At 75.2% G+C, this 17,083-nt stretch carries 18 protein-coding genes and 1 pseudogene; 6 read left to right on the top strand and 13 right to left on the bottom strand.

Going from position 1 to position 17,083, the window contains the following annotated elements:
• Positions 1-587: 587 nt before the first annotated feature.
• Genes FOF52_RS03670 through FOF52_RS03650 form a run of 5 tightly spaced genes read right to left on the bottom strand, consistent with a single transcriptional unit; the run spans position 588 to position 4,441 of the window.
• Positions 588-1,340 (bottom strand): polyphosphate polymerase domain-containing protein, encoded by a 753-nt coding sequence (locus tag FOF52_RS03670; protein WP_248592429.1) that lies wholly within the window; start codon positions 1,338-1,340, stop codon positions 588-590.
• Entirely contained in the window at positions 1,337-1,924 is a 588-nt protein-coding gene (locus FOF52_RS03665) for a DUF4956 domain-containing protein (RefSeq protein WP_248592428.1), read from the bottom strand. The genes FOF52_RS03670 and FOF52_RS03665 overlap by 4 nt, the downstream gene beginning before the upstream one ends.
• A gap of 60 nt (positions 1,925-1,984) precedes the next feature.
• Positions 1,985-2,644 (bottom strand): response regulator transcription factor, encoded by a 660-nt coding sequence (locus tag FOF52_RS03660; protein WP_248592427.1) that lies wholly within the window; start codon positions 2,642-2,644, stop codon positions 1,985-1,987.
• Positions 2,629-4,164, bottom strand: a complete 1,536-nt coding sequence (locus tag FOF52_RS03655) for a sensor histidine kinase (RefSeq protein ID WP_425265526.1) — start codon at positions 4,162-4,164, stop codon at positions 2,629-2,631. The genes FOF52_RS03660 and FOF52_RS03655 overlap by 16 nt, the downstream gene beginning before the upstream one ends.
• Positions 4,106-4,441 (bottom strand): hypothetical protein, encoded by a 336-nt coding sequence (locus tag FOF52_RS03650; RefSeq protein WP_248592425.1) that lies wholly within the window; start codon positions 4,439-4,441, stop codon positions 4,106-4,108. Before FOF52_RS03650 ends, FOF52_RS03655 begins: the two co-directional genes overlap by 59 nt.
• Positions 4,442-4,948: 507 nt before the next feature.
• On the opposite strand from FOF52_RS03650, the gene FOF52_RS21860 reads away from it, so the two are divergent.
• The 5 genes and pseudogenes from FOF52_RS21860 (at position 4,949) to FOF52_RS03630 (ending at position 7,813) form a co-directional block, all read left to right on the top strand.
• Complete coding sequence (locus tag FOF52_RS21860) at positions 4,949-5,083, top strand: hypothetical protein (protein ID WP_282573847.1); 135 nt, start codon at positions 4,949-4,951, stop codon at positions 5,081-5,083.
• A complete protein-coding gene (locus FOF52_RS03645) occupies positions 5,080-5,649 on the top strand; it encodes a hypothetical protein (RefSeq protein WP_248592424.1) in 570 nt (189 codons plus the stop codon). The genes FOF52_RS21860 and FOF52_RS03645 overlap by 4 nt, the downstream gene beginning before the upstream one ends.
• An 85-nt stretch (positions 5,650-5,734) precedes the next feature.
• The gene (locus FOF52_RS03640) at positions 5,735-6,439 is read left to right on the top strand and encodes a hypothetical protein (protein WP_248592423.1); all 705 of its coding nucleotides are present in this window, start codon (positions 5,735-5,737) and stop codon (positions 6,437-6,439) included.
• 244 nt (positions 6,440-6,683) lie between these two features.
• A pseudogene (gene rsgA, locus FOF52_RS22015) lies at positions 6,684-7,448 on the top strand (GTPase RsgA); the annotation flags it as partial.
• Between the two features lie 62 nt (positions 7,449-7,510).
• Positions 7,511-7,813 carry a ribosome small subunit-dependent GTPase A gene (locus tag FOF52_RS03630; protein WP_248593986.1) on the top strand — a complete coding sequence of 101 codons (303 nt, stop codon included), beginning with the start codon at positions 7,511-7,513 and terminating at the stop codon, positions 7,811-7,813.
• A 310-nt stretch (positions 7,814-8,123) separates the two neighbouring features.
• Here FOF52_RS03630 and FOF52_RS03625 read toward each other — a convergent pair whose 3' ends face one another.
• The 8 genes from FOF52_RS03625 to FOF52_RS03590 form a co-directional block, all read right to left on the bottom strand.
• Positions 8,124-9,167 (bottom strand): site-specific integrase, encoded by a 1,044-nt coding sequence (locus FOF52_RS03625; RefSeq protein ID WP_248592422.1) that lies wholly within the window; start codon positions 9,165-9,167, stop codon positions 8,124-8,126.
• Positions 9,168-9,417: 250 nt separating this feature from the next.
• Positions 9,418-10,200 (bottom strand): pyrimidine reductase family protein, encoded by a 783-nt coding sequence (locus FOF52_RS03620; protein ID WP_248592421.1) that lies wholly within the window; start codon positions 10,198-10,200, stop codon positions 9,418-9,420.
• 28 nt (positions 10,201-10,228) lie between these two features.
• On the bottom strand, positions 10,229-10,870 hold the full coding sequence (locus tag FOF52_RS03615; protein ID WP_248592420.1) for a class III extradiol ring-cleavage dioxygenase family protein: 642 nt from the start codon (positions 10,868-10,870) through the stop codon (positions 10,229-10,231).
• Positions 10,871-10,882: 12 nt separating this feature from the next.
• A complete protein-coding gene (gene folP / locus FOF52_RS03610; RefSeq protein ID WP_248592419.1) occupies positions 10,883-11,743 on the bottom strand; it encodes a dihydropteroate synthase in 861 nt (286 codons plus the stop codon).
• Between the two features lie 295 nt (positions 11,744-12,038).
• Complete coding sequence (locus FOF52_RS03605) at positions 12,039-12,419, bottom strand: SDR family NAD(P)-dependent oxidoreductase (protein WP_248593739.1); 381 nt, start codon at positions 12,417-12,419, stop codon at positions 12,039-12,041.
• Positions 12,419-12,706, bottom strand: a complete 288-nt coding sequence (locus tag FOF52_RS03600; RefSeq protein WP_248593985.1) for a Rossmann-fold NAD(P)-binding domain-containing protein — start codon at positions 12,704-12,706, stop codon at positions 12,419-12,421. The genes FOF52_RS03605 and FOF52_RS03600 overlap by 1 nt, the downstream gene beginning before the upstream one ends.
• Positions 12,707-12,853: 147 nt before the next feature.
• Positions 12,854-13,681: an HpcH/HpaI aldolase/citrate lyase family protein gene (locus FOF52_RS03595; RefSeq protein ID WP_248592418.1), complete on the bottom strand. Its 828-nt coding sequence runs from the start codon at positions 13,679-13,681 to the stop codon at positions 12,854-12,856.
• Positions 13,678-14,187: a MaoC family dehydratase gene (locus tag FOF52_RS03590; RefSeq protein WP_248592417.1), complete on the bottom strand. Its 510-nt coding sequence runs from the start codon at positions 14,185-14,187 to the stop codon at positions 13,678-13,680. The genes FOF52_RS03595 and FOF52_RS03590 overlap by 4 nt, the downstream gene beginning before the upstream one ends.
• Before the next feature lie 223 nt (positions 14,188-14,410).
• On the opposite strand from FOF52_RS03590, the gene FOF52_RS03585 reads away from it, so the two are divergent.
• Positions 14,411-17,077, top strand: a complete 2,667-nt coding sequence (locus FOF52_RS03585; protein WP_248592416.1) for a bifunctional acetate--CoA ligase family protein/GNAT family N-acetyltransferase — start codon at positions 14,411-14,413, stop codon at positions 17,075-17,077.
• The last annotated feature ends 6 nt before the right edge of the window (positions 17,078-17,083 follow it).

Genomic DNA, 17,083 nt, shown 5'->3' with positions numbered 1-17,083 from the left:
GCCTTAATCGGACCTGCCCTCGCCATGCCCCCCGCATCAGGTCACAAACACGTCACACGAAGAAGCCTGAGAATTCTGGGAGTCCGCGCCCCGAAGGCGGACCGAAACCGGGCGCTTTACCTGCCTTGACCCCCGGATCTGGAACGGCGAATCCGGTTTTCGTGAAGCAGGCCACGTTTTTCTCGAACTGCCGCGGACTCCCTCCCGCGGCACCGTCCCGAAAAAGACAGGAGTGTTCCCGGAAACCGCTGGGCGAAACCGGGGGGCCGAGTGCGGACGAGAAGCGACGGTCCAGGTGGAAAGGGAAGTCCTCCCGTTCTGTTGCCGCAGCGGCCGTTCACGAACGGTTCGGCGCGTCCACCCGAGCGGAACCGGGACACCGGACCGGTCACCCCTCCGGCATTGTTCTGAGAATCCTGGGAAGCACCACCGTTGAAGACCGACCGAAATACGGTGCCCCGGGAACGGCTGCCGCCGTCCCCGGGAGCCCTCTGCCCCGCCCCGGTGGCCGGACCGCGGTGCTCCCCGCCTTCCCGCACCGGCCCGGGACCGCCCCGCGGGCTCCGCGCGCCCCGTCCCCGGTCCGGTCACCCGTCGAAGCAGCGGCGCAGCACCCGGCTCCACCGGTTCGCGCCCATCCCCGGATTGACCACGGCCACCGCCGCCGCGTACTTGCTGAAGCCCACCGGACGCACCCCGTGGCGGTGCAGCAGCCGCTCCGTGCCGGTCATCCCGTGCCGGGTCTTGACCTCCAGCAGCACCAGGTCCTCCCGCATCGTCGCCACCTGCCCGGCGTGCCGGCACACCAGGCCGGTGTCGCAGGTGATCCGCTCGGTCCCGGAGAGTTCCACCAGCGTGGTGCGCCGGTAGTCGGTCACCGCCGCGACCCGCAGCGGCCGCGGCGGCGCGGCACCGTACTCGTCCAGGACGTCGCGCAGGAACGCCGCCCCGGCGGGCGTCAGCTCGCCGGGACGCCCGTCGTGGGGGGTGCGGCGCTTGTCCGTGACCCCCCGCGCGCCCTTCAGCTTGGCCTCCAGCATGGTCAGGTCCGAGTCCAGGTAGCTGCGGGTGCGGATCTTGAAGCGGCGCCGCCGCTGCTGCCGGTGCTGGCGGAAGGTCAGCAGGTCGGGGGTGTCCAGGTAGGCGGAGGAGTAGCGGAACGCGGTGCGCCCGCCCTCGCACAGCACCCCGAAGTCGCGCTCCATGTGCTCCAGCAGGACCGGCAGCAGCCCGGCGGGGACGACGTACTTGCGGCAGGAGCGCAGGGTCAGCGACGCCAGGGCGTTGACCTCCGCCAGGGACAGCGGCCGCAGCGCGGCCGCCTCGGCCAGCGCGGTCACCGCCCCACCCCCGCGGTGCCGTGCGCGGTCCGCACCGCCTCGGCGCTCTCGCGGAACCGCACGTCGACGACCATGAGGTCGCGGACGTAGTCCACCTCCAGCACGGTCATCGCGCTGACCCTGCCGCCCAGCCGGGTCTCCAGGTCGGCGCGGAGCATCTCCGGGTTGCGGTGCACCACGTCCAGGGTGACCGTCTGCCGGCGGGTGCGCGCCATCAGCCGGGGATGGTCGGCGACGAACGCCACGGCCAGCAGCACCACGTTGAGGCCCACCAGCAGGACGGGCGTGTCCCGGGCCGCCGAGTTCACCAGGCCCAGCGCGATCGCGGTGAAGTAGTAGGCGACCTCGGTCTGGGTGACGGAGTCCGACCGCAGCCGGATGATCGACAGCACCCCGAACAGGCCGAAGCCCACCGCGAGCTCGACGCCGGCCGTCACCATCACCGCCATGGCCGCGAACACCCCGACGTTCAACGCGACGTAGGCGAACAGCAGGTCACGGCGACCGTGCCGGCGGAAGTAGAGGAAGTGGCCCAGAAGGGCGACGGCCACCAGGTCGACAGCGAGCGCAAACCAGATGTTCATGCCCTCGATGCTTCCTGGCGGCCGTGAGCCGGTCATGAGCGGATGATGAGGAGTTCCTCATCATCCGTCCAGCCGGTACCCCATGCCCCGGACCGTCTCGATCCGGTGCGCGCCGATCTTCTTGCGCAGCGCCCGGATGAAGACGTCGACCACGTTGGAACCGGGGTCGTAGTCGTAGCCCCACACGTGGGAGAGGATCTGCTGGCGGGAGAGCACCTGGCCGTGGTGGCGCAGGAACAGTTCCAGCAGGGCGAACTCGCGGGCGGTCAGGTCGACGGTGGCCTCCGGGGTGGAGGCGCGGCGGGTGCGCAGGTCCAGGGCGAGGTCGCCGGCGCGCAGCACCGTCGACTCCGCGCTGTGCCCGGAGCGCATCCGCAGCCGGATGCGGGCCAGCAGTTCCTCGAAGCGGAACGGCTTGGTCATGTAGTCGTCGGCGCCCGCCTCCAGGCCGGTGACGGTGTCGTGCACCCCGTCGCGGGCGGTCAGGATGAGGATCGGCAGTCGGCAGCCCTCCTCCCGCAGCCGCCGCAGCACCGTGAACCCGTCGGCGTCGGGCAGTCCCAGGTCGAGGACCATCAGGTCGAAGTCGCCGGTCAGGGCGTAGTCGACGGCCGCGCCCGCGCTGTCCACCACGGTGCTGGTGAACCCGTTGGCGCTCAGCCCCTTGCGGACGAACGACGCGATGCGCTCCTCGTCCTCGGCGATCAGGATGCGTCCCACGGTCCCGTACTCCTTTCGTCCACGGGCAGCACGAGTGTGAACGTCGAGCCGCGCCCCACCGCCGAGTCCAGCCGCACGGTGCCGTGGTGGGCTTCGGCGATGGCCCGCACGATGGCCAGTCCCAGCCCCGCGCCGGGACGGTCGCCGCGGGCGCTCCCGGCCCGGGCGAACCGGTCGAAGATCCGTTCCCGGTCCTCGGGGGCGATCCCGGGACCGAAGTCGCGCACCCACAGCAGTGCGGTGCGCCGGCCGTCCCGCTCGGTCAGGGCCGAGCCGAGGACGATGGTGTCCCCCGGGCCGCTGTGCCGCACCGCGTTGCTGGCCAGCTGCACCACGGCCTGGGTGACGCGCTGCGGGTCCAGCCGCACGGTGCCCTCCCCGACCTCGTCGAGCCGCCAGTCGCGGTCCCCCAGGGCCCGCACCTTGGCGTCGATGTCGCTGGTCAGCTCCGCCAGCGACACCTCGTCGCAGTGCAGGAAGTCGGGGCGCTGCGCCTTGGCGAGCAGCAGCAGGTCCTCCACGATGCGCGCCATGCGGTCCAGTTCGTCGGTGACCAGGCGCACCACCTCGCGGCGCTCCTCCGGGTCGTCGCCCATCAGCTCCAGGTGGCCGCGCACGATGGTGATGGGGGTGCGCAGTTCGTGGCTGGCGTCGTCGACGAAGCGGCGCTGGGTGGAGAACGCCTCCTCCAACCGGTCGAGCATGGCGTTGAACTGCTCGGCGAGCGCGGCGATGTCGTCGTTGCCGGTGACGTCGATGCGGCGGGTGAGGTCCTCCTCGGTGATCTGCGCCGCGGTCTGGCGCACCAGGCGGACGGGGGCCAGGATGCGTCCGGCCACCCACCAGGCGGCGCTTCCGGCCAGCACCAGTCCGGCCGCGCTGACCAGCAGCAGCAGGCGCAGGAAGCGGTGCATGTCGGCGCGGTCGGCGTCGACGAAGTAGCCGACGACGAACCAGCCGGCCGGCACGTCCGAGCCGGCCGGGGGGCCGACCCGGAGTTTGGCCCAGCGCAGTTCGCCCTCGGGGGTGTCGACCGTTCCCCGGCCGCTGGGCGAGGCGAGGACCGCCCCCAGGGTGGCGGGGTCGGCGGAGACGTCGAACAGCGGTTCCTGTCCCTGGCGGACGCGGCCGGTGGGCACGGTGGCGTCGGGGACCTCGTCGACGTGGCCGAAGATGATCTCGTTGCGGTCGGGGTACTGGCGGCCCAGGTGGACCCGGAACAGGTTGTCCAGATCGGTGAAGCCCGCCCCGGTGCGGGGGTCCACCCCGGCGGCGGCGAACTCCTCGAACTCCGCCATCTCCTGGTCGAGAGCCTGGTCGACCCGTTCGCTGACCCTGGTCTCCAGGGTCTGCCACACGACGAGGTTCACCAGCGTCAGCACGGCGGCCATGAGCAGGACGACCCACGCCATGATCCGCACCCTGGCGGGCATCCGGAACCGGCGGCCCTCCTCGGGGGGATCAGTCGTCATCGTCGTCCCAGTCGTCGTCCCCGTCGTCGTCCTCCCAGTCGTCGTCATCGTCGTCGTCATCGTCACCGTCGTCCCAGTCGTCATCGTCGTCGGTGACGGCGGGCGGCGGGTTCACCACGTCGTCCTCGGCCGGATCGGAAGCGGCGGGCGGCGACGGATCGGGCGAGCGGGAGAAGTCCTCGGAGGACTCTCCCACGACGACCTCCCCCGGCGGTCCGGGCGGCGGGTCGTTGGTCGACCGCAGCCACAGCAGCGCGGCCACCACGGCCCACACGGCGACGAAGGAGAGACAGGCGAGCAGGACACCTCGGGATATCGCTCTCATGTCTCCACACCCTGCCGCGCACGCCTTGAACCACCATGAAACGGAAATGAGGTTCTTTTCATCTTCGCAGGTGGCAGGGATGGCTCGTGCCCCCTCCCGGTCGTCCCGCAGCGTGGCCGAGGACGGCCACCGCCGTTTCCGGCCCACGCGAACCGGTCGGGGCCGGCACCGTGCGAAGGGGGTGGAAGCAACCGGCCGGCTCCCGGGAGTACGCCTGGCTGTCCGCTCCGTCCCCTCCGGCCCGGGAGCCTCCCGGAGGCCGGCCCGCCGGGAACGCCCCTGCCGGTCCCCCGTCTCCTTCCGGACCTCGATCCCCCACCGGGCCCACCGGTGCTCGGGTTCGGCGTCCCGGCCGGGGCCCGCTCCGGCTCCTCCACGGATCTCCCGGGGCCGGTCGTCCGCGAGAGGAGGCCGCTGCCCGGCCGGGGCCGGGGGCACCGCCGGAGTGCTGGCCGTTTGCGTCCGGTACGCGGTATGGGCGACCATCCGTGCAGAGGAGAAGCGGGCGTGGTCCTGTTCGTGCTCGCCGTCGTGACCGCACCGAATCTGCTCGCATCGCCGGCCGCGTTCCCGGTCGCGGCCTGGCCGGATCCGGCCGCCCCGCCGTCCGCAGCAGAGAGTACGGAGGCCGTCCCGCCGTGAACGCCCACGCCGGTCCCCCTCGCTCCTTCTTCTCCCTGTTCTCCTCCCCGGCCTCCGCCCTGCTGCGCCTGCCCGGCCGACTGTGGCCGCTTCCCCGGCGCGTCCTGTCCCTCGTGCGGCGCACCCTCCTCCCGCTGGCCGTCGGGATGGTCTCCGCCGTCCTCATGGTGTTCGGCCTCGTCCACCTTCCCCGGCTCCACCCGGACCTCCCCCTCATGCCGCCCGCTCCGGTGCTCGGGCTCGGTGTCCTCGCCGGGTTCTACTCCGGCTGCGCCGTCCTCCTGCTGAGGACCGTGCTCCGCGGGAGGAGGCCCCCGACCGGGAGGACGGACCACGACCGGCGGTCCGTCCCGGAACCGGCCCACCACGTGCGGCGCATGTTCGCGGTGGTCTTCCCCCTGGTCTTCGGCGGACAGGTGTGGCAGCTCCTGGACACGTGGCCGACCCGCGCGGTGTTCCTCGTCGCGATCAGCCCGTTCGTCTCCGTGACCCTGTTCTTCCTCCTCCTGTCCCCCCTGGCCGAGCGCCGCCGCCGGGCCCGGTCCCCGCACGGGGGCACGCCGTGAGCGCTTCCCCGGCCCCCGCTCCCGGCCGGCACCGTGCGGGCCGACGGGGTTCCCGCACCGCGGGCGCTGCGGACAGGTTCACGGTGTGCGCACGCCCGATCCCTCCGCCCCCGACGCCCCGCTCCCCCGGTTCTGGTCGTCCGCCCGGCGCTTCCCCCGGGCCTGCGCCGTGGTGGCCGCGGTGTGCGCCGGAGCGTTCTGCGGGATTCCGCTGGGGTTCGTCGGTGCGCTGACCGGTTTCAACCGTTTCGGAGCCTCCGTTCCCCTCGAAGCGGCCCACCTGCCGTTGCGGCCGGTGGTGGCTACCCTGGCCTTCCTGGTGGCCGGGGGCATCACCGGGCTTCAGACCGGTTGCCCGTGCGCCGTGCTGCTCCGTTCCGACCACGGGGGACACCTGCTGCGCGGGCGCGCCGCCCCCGCGCCGGTCCGCGCCGCCCTGGAGCGGCTGCGCTCCGGCGTCCTCGGCCCCGACCCCGAAACCAACCGGCTCGCCCGCGCCCTGGTCGATCCCGCGACGGCTCTGCTGGACCTGGCCGTGGGAGGCGCCGTGCTGTTCGGCTTCTTCGCCGCGCTGTTCCACGTCCTCCTGCTCCGGGCGGTGCGTCTCGACTTCGTCCCCGAGACGCTGCTCTTCGGTTCGCTCCTGGCACTGTTCGCGCTGCTGCTCCTGGCCGCGCTGCTCCGGCTGCCGCGGCAGCGCCGCCGGATCCGCTCCTTCCGCTGGTCCTACGACCGGGCGGCGCACCCCGGCCCCGGCCGCCCCGGCCGGCCTGCGCGCGACGAGACGTGACTCCCGCCCGGGCCGGTCCCGGTCGGATGCGGTGCCGTGGACGACCGGTTCACGGTGGTTGAGCGTCTTTGTATAGTGAATGCGGAACCCGAGGAGGAGGTGAGCTGATGGCCGTCGCGGTGGCTGCCGCCGTTGTGCGCAACGTTCGGTCCGTCCTCATCTCCCGGGACCTCGGCTGACCTCTCTCTTCTGCTTTCCCGCCCGAGCCCCGCCCGCTTTCGCGGGTCGTCCGGGTGCCTCCGGCGTGCCGGGGTCCCTTCACACGAAGGGTTTCCCACCGTTGTCCTCTGAGTTCACCTCTGCACCGTCCGACTCCGGGCTGCTCGCCGCCTACGGCTGGAACGCCTCGTTGGACGCCGCCTTCGCCGACCACCGCGCCGCCGGACTCCTGCCCTGCCGGGTCACCGGGGTGGACCGCGGCCGCTGCGACGTGGTCACCGACCACGGCCCGGTACGGGCCGTGAGCACCCCGGTCCTCTCCCCCGACCCGGTGCGTACCGTGTGCGTCGGGGACTGGGGGGCGCTGCGTCCCCGGACCGGGGAGCCGCCGCTGCTGACCGCGCTGCTGCCCCGGCGCAGCGCGATCGTGCGGTCCACCGCCTCGGCCCGTTCCGAGGGGCAAGTGCTGGCCGCCAACGTCGACACCGCCGCCGTGGTGGAGCCGTTGACCGGCCGCGTGTCCCCCGCCCGCGTCGAACGGCTGCTCGCGCTGGCCTGGGAGAGCGGCGCCGCGCCGGTGGTCGTGCTCACCAAGGCCGACCGGCATCCCGCCCCCGGCCGTGCAGCCGCCGAGACGGCCGCGGTCGCGCCGGGCGCGGACGTGGTCGCGGTCAGCGCCGTCACCGGTGACGGCCTCGACGCGCTCACCGCCCTGCTGCGGGGGACGGTGGTGCTGCTGGGCCCCTCCGGAGCGGGCAAGTCCACCCTGGTCAACACCCTGCTCGGTGCCGATGTGCTGGCCACCGGCGAGGTGCGGGACCGTGACGGCAAGGGCCGCCACACCACGGTCCGCCGGGACCTGCTGCCGCTGGGCGACGGCCGCGTGCTCATGACACCCCCGGGCTGCGCGGGGTGGGGCTGTGGGACGCCGCCGAGGGGCTGCACCGCGCCTTCCCCGAGATCGGGGAACTCGCCGAGGAGTGCCGCTTCCACGACTGCTCCCACACGAGCGAACCGGGCTGCGCGGTGCTGGCCGCCGTCGACGGCGGCATCCTGCCGCAGCGCCGCCTGGACAGCTACCGCACACTGCTGCGGGAGAACGAGTGGACGGCCGCGCGCAGCGACGCCCGCCTGCGCGCCGAGATCCGCCGCCGGCACCGGGAGGGCTCCCGGTCGCTGCGCCAGTTCTACCGGCTGCGCGGCAGGAAGGAGTAGGTTCCGGCCCGCACCGGGGCACCGCCCCGGTGCGGGCCTCGGTGCGGCCGTGGCGCGAGCGCGGCGGTCGCGTCCGGGCCCGGTCGGCACGGGCCCGTCCCGCTGGTGTTCGGACGGGTCGCGGGCGCACCCCGCCGGTCGACGGCACCGGGACGACGCGGCGGACCGTCGGCTCCGGTGATGCCGTCTCTCCCCGGGGCCGCCTCGCGCGGCGTCGCCGCCCGGCCCTCCAGGCGCCGTCTTCTCCGGTTCGGCCGCTTCCGGCGGCTCTCCCCTCGCGCACCGGGGAGGACGGTGCGGACGGCGGCGCTCAGTGCGCGGTGTCGGTGCGCAGGGAGAACGCCGACAGGCCGCGGACGGGCACCCCGGCGCGTTCGGCGTAGGTGTGCACCAGGGTGTTGACGGCACGCGGGCGGGGCCGGGTCTGCGCGATGCTCCCGCCCCGTCGCAGGCGGCGCACCAGCGGTGCGGCGGAGTCGCGTTCGGGCGCGGTCAGCACCGTGCAGGCGTGGGCCGCGTCGCCGATGCCGCGGGTGGGCAGGGCCGCGAACTCCTTCTCCAGCTGCGCGTAGCCGCCGTGGTCGGCGATGTCGAGGATCTCGCGCCAGTGGACGAACGCGCACACCGCGCACTCCAGGGGGTCGTCGGCGGGGGCGAGCAGCAGGGCGTCGCGGTCCGTGTCGACCCGCAGCGCGGGGGCGTCCTCCCGGCGGACGGCCGACAGGGGCAGGGCGAGCAGCGGGTCGGGTCCCAGGCCGGTGCCCCGGGCGAGGGTGAGGACGAGGCGGTCGCGGCGCCGGGTGACGGCTTCGGGCCAGGTGTCGGGGGGCAGGGCCGTGAGCAGGCGGCGGTACTCGGTGCCGGTCAGCGTCCTGGAGATGAGCTTGCGTCCGGGGCGGGCGCTGCGGACCAGGCGCAGCAGTTCGGTGAGCGCGGGGTCTGCGACGGGGTTGGGCAGACCGTGCGCGGTGTGCACGACCGCGATGACCGCGCTCCACCGGTCGACGGTGGCGGCCGATGCCGCCGGGCGTCCGGTGGCGGGGTCGGTCAGGTGGGAGGTGGCGAGGTAGACGGCGAGGTCGGCGGGGTCGGCGGGCAGCGGCGGCCGGTTGTTGCGCACACACCAGGCCCACCAGCGCCGCCAGTCGGAGACGTAGGCGCGGCGGGTGGTCTCCGGCCGGTCGCGCAGCCGGTCGCACAGCACGTCCAGGGTGGCCTGCTCCTCGACGGAGACCGGCCGGTCGGCGAGGGAGAAGCCGCTGGGCAGCGGGACGGCCCCGGCCAGCCGCGGCAGGAGCGCGGGCGGCAGCGCGTCCCGAACCCGGTCGTCGTGGCTGCGGGCCGGCGTGGCCACGGTCCTCCCCTCCCGGAACTGCGGAAACGTCCCCGCTTCGATTCTGGCCCACGGGAAACGGTGGCGCGTGAAAGGCGGGGACGGCGTGCCGTCGGGCCCGTCGCCCCCGCCCCGGGAAGCCGTCGTCCCGGATGCTTCGCATGCTCCACCGCGGACAGGGCGGCGGCGCGTCGTCCGTGGCCGCGGGAAGCGGGCCCCGCTCCCGGGGCTCCTCTCCGCTGGTCGGACTGTGCCCTTCGGCCCCCGCGGGCTACCCCGCCCGGAACGCCCCCCGCAGCCAGCGTCCGGCCAGGGTGCCGTCCGCCTCCACCAGCAGCCGGGGAACAAACGTCTGTTCTATCGGGCGACCGGCCAGCAGCCGCAGCCGGTCGCCCGCGACGAGGCGGGGGGCGAGGGTCAGGCACAGCTCGTCCAGGAGGTCGGCCGCGGCCAGGTCGTGCAGCAGGTGCGGGCCGCCCTCGCACAGGACGCGGCGCAGTCCCCGGTCGGCGAGCACCCGCAGCACGTCGGCGGGGGCGACCCCGTCCCCGTCGACCACGACGACCTGCTCCTCGCCCAGCCCGGCCCGGGCCTGCTCCAGCGCCTCGGAGTCGGCGGCGCGGCAGGTGAGCAGCAGGACCCCGCCCGCGTCGGCGCAGGGCTCCAGGAGCGAGGACGGCAGCCGCGCGGAGCGGCTGACCACCGCGACCACGGGGTGCGGCGCCTGGTCGGCGCGGCGCACCCAGCGCCACCGCGGCGCGGTCCTGGCCCGCCGGTACTCCTCGGTCCGCACGGTTCCCGCGCCCGCGACGATGACGTCGGACAGGGCCCGCAGCAGCGAGAAGACCGCGCGGTCGGCGCCGGTGTTGATCGACCCGGACCTGCCGTCGTCGCCGGTGACCGCGCCGTCCAGGGTCGTCACGAAGTTCGCGCGCACCCACGGCCGCCGCGCGGCCTCCTCCGGGTAGGCGTACAGCTCCGCCAGTTCCGGCCCGTCGACCTCCCGGCCCGGCCCGGCGGTGGCGGGGGCCACCTCGTTGAGCAGGACTCGCACGCAGACTCGCCTCTTTCCGTCTCTCCGGTCACCAGCGCCACTCGGCGACCGCGTACATCACCCCGTAGGGGTCGTCAGCGTAGACCAGGTCGGCCCGGGGCGGCGCGTCCTGTGCGGCGGCCGCGCCCGCGAGGACCTGGAGGGCGGCGCGGCCCTGGGCCATGAGGTCGCGGGCCAGGCCGGCGTCGAGTCCGGCCAGCCGCGCCGGGTCGCCCTCCCGCAGGGCGTCCACCAGGTCGGCGTCGAAACCGTGGGCCCGTTCGTCGAAGTGGCCGGGGGCCCTGGGGCCGCGCCGCGCGCTGCCGTCCCCCATCACCAGCAGGGCCGTGGGCCGCGGGGCCGCCGCCAGTGCGCGCCCCCGGCGCAGGCACTCGTCGGTCGGGGTGTCGTCGGCCACCGGGTGCAGTTCCACCGAGTGGGCCCAGCCGGCCTCCTCCAGCAGGTGCACGCCCACGCGCAGGCTCAGCGGCAGGCCGCGCGCCAGGTCGGGGTGGGCCGTGCCGGGGACGGCGGGCGCCCCGCCCACGACGGCGACGTGGTCGGCGTCGCGCAGGACGCGGGCCAGGACGGTGCGGCACGCGTCGCGCACCTCGGCGGCCCCGTCCTGCCGGCCGGTGAGGTCGGGCAGGAGCATCGGGGGGTGCGGGCAGACCGCTGCGATGGTGATCACGTGATCGTCTTCCTAGGCCAGTCCGCGCACGGCCCGGGCGGGGGCGCGGAGTCCCTTGATACTGCTGACCATGTCGAGGACCTGACGGGTCTCGACCACCTGGTGGACCCGGTAGACGCGGGCGCCGTGCCAGGCGCACACCGCGGTGGCGGCGAGGGTGCCCACGAGGCGCTCCTCGACCGGCAGGTCCAGGGTCTCGCCGACGAAGTCCTTGTTGGACAGCGACACCAGCACCGGCCACCCGGTCGCGGTCATCTCGTCGAGCCGGCGGGTGACCTCCAGGGAGTGCCGGGTGGTCTTGCCGAAGTCGTGCGCGGGGTCGATGAGGACGCGGGAGCGGTCCACCCCCAGCGACACGGCGCGTTCGGCGAGGGCGACGGTGTCGTCGATCGCGGAGCGCACCACGTCGTCGTAGTGGACGCGGTGCGGCCGGGTGCGCGGCCGGACCCCGCCGGTGTGGGTGCACACGAGGCCCACGTCGAACTCGGCGGCCACCTCGGCGAGGCGCGGGTCGTAGCCGCCCCACGCGTCGTTGAGGAGGTCGGCTCCGGCCCGGCACACCTCGCGTCCCACCTCGGCGCGCCAGGTGTCGACGCTGATGACGAGGTCGGGGTAGGCGTCGCGGACCTTCGCGACGAACCCGGCGACGCGGTCGATCTCCTCGGCGACGGGGATCTCCTCGCCGGGCGCGGCCTTGACCCCGCCGATGTCGACGATGTCGGCCCCCTCCGCGACGACCTGGTGCACACGGTCCAGGGCGCGCTCCTCCTGCCAGGTGGCGCCCCGGTCGTAGAAGGAGTCGGGGGTGCGGTTGACGATCGCCATGACGAGCGTCTGGTCGTCGGTGAACGTGCGACTGCCCAGTCTCAGCATCGGGCTGCCCCTCTCTCAGCCTCCGGCCCCGGTGCCGGTGGTCGTTCCGTCCGGACGGCATACCCAACGGCCGGGGGTGTCGCCCGGGGGTGCGGGTGTCCCGCGGGGGTCCGCGGCCGAGGGGCGTGCTCCGCACTCCGCCGCGGCGCGACCGGGTGCGTCGCGTCGCGACTCCCGCGCCCCCACCGCACCCCGCTCCTCCCCCCTGCCGTGTCCCCGTGTCCGGCGCGTCCGGGACGGGGAACGGCCGCCATGCTACCCATCCGCCCGCGGCGCGGGCGCCGTGGCCGCGGCCTCACCGGGGCGCGGCGTCGGCGGCGCGGTGCGGACCGGGCGGCGGCACGGGCGCGTACCGCCGCTCCTCGTACCCGGCGTCGCCGCGGCCGGTGCGTTCGGCGATCGCCCCGGCCGCCCCGGAGAGGTCGTCCGTCCCCGGCGGTGCCGTCGGCCGGCAGGGTGCGGGCGAGCCGGTGCGGACCGGTCCGGGTTCGACCGGCACCACGTCCACCCCGAAGGGCCGCACCTCGTGGCGCAGGGCCTCGCCCATCGCCTCCAGAGCGTGCTTGGTCGCGGCGTCGTGGCCGGCCAGCGGCATCACGCGGCGTCCGGCGACGGAGGAGACGTTGACGATGCGTCCGCTGCCGCGCTCCCGCATCGCGGGCGGGAACGCGCGGATCAGGCGGAGCGGGCCCGGGACGGTGGTCTCCCACGGGGTGCGCAGGTCCTCGTCGACGGCCGGCTCGACGGGGGGCGCATGCCCCGGCCCGCGTTGTCGACCAGCACGTCCACCGCCCCGACGCGGTGGGCGGCGCGCCGCACCGACTCCGGGTCGGTGCCGTCGAGTCCGCCCCGTCCGGCGACGGGCAGGTCGTCGCGGGCGGCCGCGGAACGCGCGGCGGCGACCCCCTCGTGGCCGCGTCGCGCCAGGCGGGCGGCGGGCGCGCCCCACTCCCCCCGGGGCATCCGGTGATCAGCGCACGGCGACTGCGCACGGTCCCCTCCCCGGACCTCCCGCCGCGCTTCCCGGGCCGGTACCGGGAGGCCCGGGAAGCGCGGGCTCGTCCGGGAGGGTATCCGGCCCCTCCCGGCCGCCTTCCGGCGGGGCTCCGGTCAGCCGCGGGAGCGGCGCAGGATCGCGCGGGCCTGGCGCAGCAGCGGCTCGTCGATCATCCTGCCGCGGAAGCGGAACACGCCCGAGGGCGTCCTTTCGGCCTCCTCCAGCACGCCGCGCGCCCACTCCACGGCGGCGGGGTCGGGGGCGAACGCCGCGCGGATGGGGGCCACGTGGGAGGGGTGGACGCACAGGCGCGCGCTGAACCCCACCTGGGCGGCCTCGGCGGAGGACGCGGCGAGCCCGGCGAGGTCGTCGAGGTCCAGGTGGACCGTTTCCACGGCGGGCCGCCCGGCCGCCGCGGCGGCCAGCAGCACCTGGGAGCGGGCGTGCCGGGCCACGTCGTGGTAGGAGCCGTCGGCGCGGCGGCTGGCGGCCCCGCCCAGGTCCGCCATCAGGTCCTCGGCGCCCCAGCTGAGCGCCGCGCACGAGGGGGAGGCCGCGAGGCGGGGGGCGGCGAGCACCCCGGCCGCCGTCTCGCACAGGGCGATCACGCGGGCGGGGGCGAGCGCCTCGACGTCCTCGGGGCGTTCCGCCTTCGGCAGCATCACCAGCCGCACGCCGGCCTCCCGCACCGCCGCCACGTCGGCGTCCCACCACGGGCTGCCCGGCGCGTTGACCCGCACGACCACCCGGTCGGGGTCGAGGTCGGCGAGGCCGGCGACGAGGAGGGCGCGGGCGCGGTCCTTGTGTTCGGCGGCGACGCCGTCCTCCAGGTCCAGGACGACCGCGTCGGCGCGCTCGGCGGCCTTGGCGTAGCGGTCGGGCCGGTCCGCCGGGCAGAACAGCAGGGCCGGTCCGGGCAGGTCGACCTCGGCGCGGTTCACCGCCGCTCCTCGGGCAGGCGCAGCATCAGCGCGGAGCGCTCCACCCGGGCCACCAGCACCCCGTCCTGGTTGCGGGCGCGGTGCTCGAAGCGGACGACCCCGTTGTCCGGGCGGGACCGCGACAGCCGCTTGTCCAGCACCCGGGTCTCGGCGTACAGGGTGTCCCCGGCGAACACCGGGTGCGGGAAGGAGACTTCCCCGAACCCGAGGTTGGCGACCGTGGTGGCCTGGGTGAGCTGGTTGACGCTCAGCCCCACCAGGGTCGACAGCGTGAACAGGCTGTTGACCAGGGGGCGGCCGAACTCGGTGGCCGCGCTGAAGTGGGCGTCCAGGTGCAGGCTCTGCGGGTTCATGGTGAGCGTGCTGAACAGGACGTTGTCGGCGTCGGTGACGGTGCGCCCGGGGCGGTGGACGTAGACCGCACCGGTTTGCAGCTCCTCGTAGTACAGTCCCCGCTGCTCGACGCGGACCTCTTCCTCTTCCGGCGCTGCGCCGTCCGCCGTCATCAGCTCCTCCTCGTCCCAGCGGTCCCCGTCCGTGAAACGGCCCCACCCTACCGACACCGCCGCTGCGGGGAAACGGCGCCGCTCCGGCGGACGCGGCCGGGAACCACGGCCCCGGCGGGGTGCTTCGGAGCGGGAATCGGGGGTAGTGCGCCGGGCAGGACCGGAGAGGACGCGTCCCGGGGGGCCGGGGCGCACCGCCCCACGCCTCGCAGAGGGGGAGCGCATGACCATCGACCTCGGAGCCGACGCGGCCCACGCCCTGCTCACCGACGGCACGATCGTGCTGGTGCGTCCCGCCCGCGCGGAGGACGAGGAGCGGGTGCGCGCGATGCACGAGGCGATGTCCCCGGAGAACCGGCGGATGCGTTTCTTCGTCTCCGGCTCCGTCGCGGTCGACGAGCTCTCCCACCGCATCTGCGCGGAGCCCGGCCGGGACCACCAGGCGCTGCTCGCGGTCCTCGACGGCGAGGTGATCGGCGCCGCCAGCTACGACGCCACCGACCGGCCCGACGTCGCCGAGGTGGCGCTGGCCGTCGCCGACCGGTTCCACGGCAGGGGGGTGGGCACCCTGCTGCTGGAGCACCTGGCCTCCCGGGCCCGCCGCAACGGGATCACCGCGTTCCGGGCCGACGTGCTGCCCGACAACCACGGGATGCTGCGGGTCTTCGCCGACATCGGGCTGCGTCCGCGGCAGCGCTTCGACCGCGGCGTGGTGGAGCTGACCATTCCGCTCGCCCCCGACGACCGCTACCTGGACGCCGTCGGTGAACGGGAGAGCCTCGCGGGCCGGGAGAGCCTGCAGCCGCTGCTGCGTCCGGCGTCGGTGGTGGTCCTCGGCGGCACCCGGCGCCCGGTGTCCGTCGGCAACGCGATCCTGCGCAACATCCGCGACGGCGGGTTCACCGGCCGCCTGTACGCGGTGCACCCGCAGGCCGCGACCGTGGCCGGCGTCGCCGCCTCCGCGTCGGTGGCCGATCTGCCGGAGGCTCCGGATCTGGCGGTGGTGTCGGTGCCGCCGGGCGCGGTGGTCGACGTGGCCCGCGACTGCGGCGAGCGGGGCGTGGGCGCGCTCGTGGTCATCACCGCCGACCTGGACGCGGACGCCGGCCGGGAACTGCTTGCGGTGTGCCGCCGCCACGGGATGCGGCTGGTCGGCCCGAACTGCTTCGGGGTGGCGTCCCTGACCGAGGACGTGCGTCTGCAGGCGACGTTCGCCGCGAACCCGCCGCTGCCCGGGCGGGCGGGCCTGGTCGTGCAGTCCGGCGGCATCGGCATCACGCTGCTGGAGCACCTGTCCCGGTTGGGCATCGGCGTCTCCTCGTTCGTGTCCACCGGCAACAAGCTCGACGTCAGCAGCAACGACCTGCTGCGGTGGTGGGAGGCCGACCCGGCCACCACGATGGCGATCATGCACGTGGAGTCCTTCGGCAACCCGCGCAAGTTCTCCCGGGTGGCCCGCCGCCTGGGACGCCGGATGCCGGTGCTCACGGTGCTGGCGGGGCGCTCCGCCGCCGGGCAGCGGGCCGCGGCCTCGCACACCGGGGCCTCCCTGACGCCCGCGCTGACCACGGAGACGCTGTTCGCGCAGGCGGGCGTGCTGGCGGCGCGCAGCCTCGGGGAACTGGTCGGCACCGCCGCGTTCCTCGCCCACCAGCCGCTTCCGTCGGGTCCGCGGATCGCGATCGTCACCAACGCCGGAGGCACCGGGGTGCTGGCGGCCGACGCGTGCGCCGACGCCGGGCTGGAGGTGCACGAACTCGGCGAGCGGACCCGCCGCGACATCGAGGCGCTGCTGCCGGCCGGGGCGGCCTGCGCCAATCCGGTCGACACCACGCCCGCCGCGCGCAGCGACCAGTTGCGGGCCTGTCTGGAACGGCTCGTCGCCGCCCCGGAGGTCGACGCGGTCATCGCGATCATGGTGCGGACCGCGCTGGCCGACCCGCTGCCGGTGGTGGCGACCGCGGGCCACGGCAAGCCGGTGGTCGCCGTCGCCCCGGGCCAGGCGGAGACGGTGACCAGCCTTCCCGCGGGCGAGCACGGCGTGGTGCCCTCCTACAGCGGCCCCGAGGCGGCCGCCGCCGCGCTGGGGCACGCGTGGGCGCGCGCCCGGTGGCTGGCCCGCCCTGTGGGCGCCCCGCCGACCCTCACCGCGGTGGCCGCCGACCGCGCCCGCACCATCGTGCAGGACTTCCTGAGACGCCACCCGGAGGGCGGCTGGCTGCCGCTGGACCAGGTGATGGACCTGCTGGGCTGCTACGGGATCACGGTCGCGCCGTGGCGGTGGACCCACGGCCCGGAGGAGTCGGCGCGGGCCCGGCAGGAGCTGAACGGCCCGGTGGCGTTGAAGGCGGACGTGGCCGGGGTGGTGCACAAGAAGCGGGCGGGCGCGCTGCGCCTGGACCTGACCGACGCCGGGCACGTGCGCCGGGCGCACGCGGAGCTGGCCGACCGGTTCGGTCCGCGGCTGCGCGGGGTGCTGGTGCAGGCGATGGCGCCGCGCGGGTTCGAGGTGCTGCTGGGGCTGGTGCAGCAGCCGGTGTTCGGGCCGCTCGTGGTGTGCGGGCTGGGCGGCACCTACACCGAGGCGCTGCGCACCCGGGCGGCACGGCTGGCCCCGCTCACCGACGTCGACGCCGACGAACTGGTCCGCTCGGTCCCCGCGCTGCGCACCCTGGGCGAGCAGGAGGGCGACACCGCGGTGGACCTGACGGCGCTGCGCGAGATGGCGCTGCGGCTGTCGCAGTTGGCGGTGGACCTGACGCAGGTGTCGGAGTTGGACCTGAACCCGGTGATGGCGACCCCGTCGGGGGCGGTGTGCGTGGACGCGCGCATCCGCCTGGCGGTGCCGCCGGCGGGCGACCCCTACCTGCGGGCGCTGCGGCCGCTGTGACCCGGC

This window comes from Thermobifida alba (genome assembly GCF_023208015.1).
Classification (GTDB): domain Bacteria; phylum Actinomycetota; class Actinomycetes; order Streptosporangiales; family Streptosporangiaceae; genus Thermobifida; species Thermobifida alba.
This window is presented reverse-complemented; position numbering and strand designations above follow the sequence as displayed.

Coding starts and splice junctions, on each gene's coding strand:
- FOF52_RS03665 (WP_248592428.1), bottom strand. CDS start 1,924: ATGAACATCTGGTTTGCGCTCGCTGTCGACCTGGTGGCCGTCGCCCTT.
- FOF52_RS03655 (WP_425265526.1), bottom strand. CDS start 4,164: ATGACGACGACTGGGAGGACGACGACGGGGACGACGACTGGGACGACG.
- FOF52_RS03650 (WP_248592425.1), bottom strand. CDS start 4,441: ATGAGAGCGATATCCCGAGGTGTCCTGCTCGCCTGTCTCTCCTTCGTC.
- folP (WP_248592419.1), bottom strand. CDS start 11,743: ATGCTGAGACTGGGCAGTCGCACGTTCACCGACGACCAGACGCTCGTC.
- FOF52_RS03600 (WP_248593985.1), bottom strand. CDS start 12,706: ATGCCCCGGGGGGAGTGGGGCGCGCCCGCCGCCCGCCTGGCGCGACGC.
- FOF52_RS03590 (WP_248592417.1), bottom strand. CDS start 14,187: ATGACGGCGGACGGCGCAGCGCCGGAAGAGGAAGAGGTCCGCGTCGAG.
- FOF52_RS03585 (WP_248592416.1), top strand. CDS start 14,411: ATGACCATCGACCTCGGAGCCGACGCGGCCCACGCCCTGCTCACCGAC.